General features: G+C 41.0%; 2 protein-coding genes. Both read right to left on the bottom strand.

What is annotated here, in order from left to right; genetic code table 11:
• Positions 1–447 precede the first annotated feature (447 nt).
• A complete protein-coding gene (locus WBA23_RS03830) occupies positions 448–1,587 on the bottom strand; it encodes an acyltransferase family protein (protein ID WP_424580922.1) in 1,140 nt (379 codons plus the stop codon).
• Positions 1,588–1,670: 83 nt separating this feature from the next.
• Positions 1,671–1,805, bottom strand: coding sequence for a hypothetical protein (locus WBA23_RS03825; protein ID WP_424580923.1), 135 nt, complete (start codon positions 1,803–1,805; stop codon positions 1,671–1,673).
• Positions 1,806–1,819: the final 14 nt, after the last annotated feature.

The following is a 1,819-nucleotide window of genomic DNA, read 5'->3' as shown; positions in this document are numbered from 1 at the left end:
GTATGTACTGGAGCAAACAGAAGAAGAATACGTAGCTCGCCGGGCACTAGAATTATTTGATATTATGGGCGATTCAGGTATGGATTTGATTCTTATTGACGAACGAATTCCTAAAATTGTCTACCAGAAATCCGAAGGTGAGGAAGGAGAAGCGTAAAATAATCCACTCAAACGAGAAGTATGACACTAGACCACCAACACTACGCGGAAGATAAAAGCACCATCGGTAGCTTCGAGAAAAAATCAGGGCTTCTTTCCGAAGAATGTGTATTTAAAAAGTGCTGCAAGAAGTACAAAAAACCCGGCAAGCGACACTGCAAAAAGTGCCCTAAGTTCTGATCTTTCGTATCTTCGTTATTATCTGAAAGATTAGTTAAACAACGTCTTTTTAGGACGATACTGATCTACTCTCATGGGTTGGTAATTATTATTAAGAGCGAGATTACCTTAAGCCACTTCCGTATTCTGCAATTTTTTCATTCCAAATAGCGGTCTTAGTAGGAGCCACCTCCGAATACCGTACTCATAAAGTACCCAAGTGATTCCGAATGTCCCTACCATTAATAGGATGAATTTCGGCACTAACCCTGCTTTCCAATCAATTAAGAAGTACGCAATAATTAGCATAACTGTTTGATGGAGAATGTAGAACGGATATACGGCTTGATTAGCGTACGATAAAACTTTGCTAGGACGGTTCAGGTAGTAAGCAGCATATCCGAAAATTGCCAAGATCCACGACCAGAGATTAAGTACTTTCAGTAGGGCCTCCATTCCGTGGATTAATAGAGAGTCTTCAAACTGAAGAACGACCGTGAGCCACAGCGTAAATACGAGTACACCAGCTAATAGGTATCTCTTTCGATGCTGTTTCACCGCTATCCAGAACTCATCTTGAACCGAAATCAACAGATAGCCGAAGCTAAACAGCAGCAAGTAATTAATAATAGTGAACCAATCGTCCACCAGCGCGTGAGTAACCGGAAAAAATGGTTCAATAAAGAACTCTACCAAGTAGAGCGGTACTGCAAACCAATACAACCCTAAATGCTGTTTAGTCTGCTGCTTCAGCCAACCCAAGAAACGTTTTTCAGGGTGCTTTCGGAGGAAAACAAATAGCGGAATTAGTACTAAGGAAAACAGCAAAAGGTAAGGTAAAAACCAAAGGTGGTGCCAACTTAAATTACCTTCGGGATAAATACCTGTTAAGGCTACGGTGGGCCAAAAATCAAAGTAACCTCCTTGATACTGACCTTTCAATAAGCGTTCTACATAAACCTGAGGCGGTACAATAATTAACATGCCAAACACCAAGGGAACTAATAATCGTTTAAGCCTCTCCAGAGAAAACTGTAGAGCAATTCGTTTAGAAAGGGCATAGTACGTACCCATCCCTGATATGACGAACAGAATCGGAAGTCGCCATTGATTGAGAAATAACATGGGGTAGATGAGCCAGTCGTAAATACGGTTATTTTTGATGTGGAAACCCCACGGAACAAATAGCATTCCTACGTGATAAAAGATAAGGAGTCCGAATACCAACACCCGGAGCCAGTCTAAGTCGTGTCGTCGTATATTTTCCATTTCTTCAAACATACGATAGGAAAAACTACGAAAAATGAGCTTGGGATAGGCAGCAAAGATTTGGGACGAATAACACGCTTGCACTAAAGATGTGCCATCTGCTCTTCGAAGAAAGTAATGTTACTGCGAGAAACTGGTACTGCTTCTGGGCAATTTTTTAGTATTAAACTGTAGCCTTGAGCGTTTCCACTTATCTCTTTTACTTGATGAATGTTCACTAAATACGAGCGAT

Origin of the sequence: Tunicatimonas sp. (assembly GCF_049647865.1) — a bacterium.
In the GTDB taxonomy this organism is placed as follows: Bacteria; Bacteroidota; Bacteroidia; order Cytophagales; family Cyclobacteriaceae; genus Tunicatimonas.
This window is presented reverse-complemented; position numbering and strand designations above follow the sequence as displayed.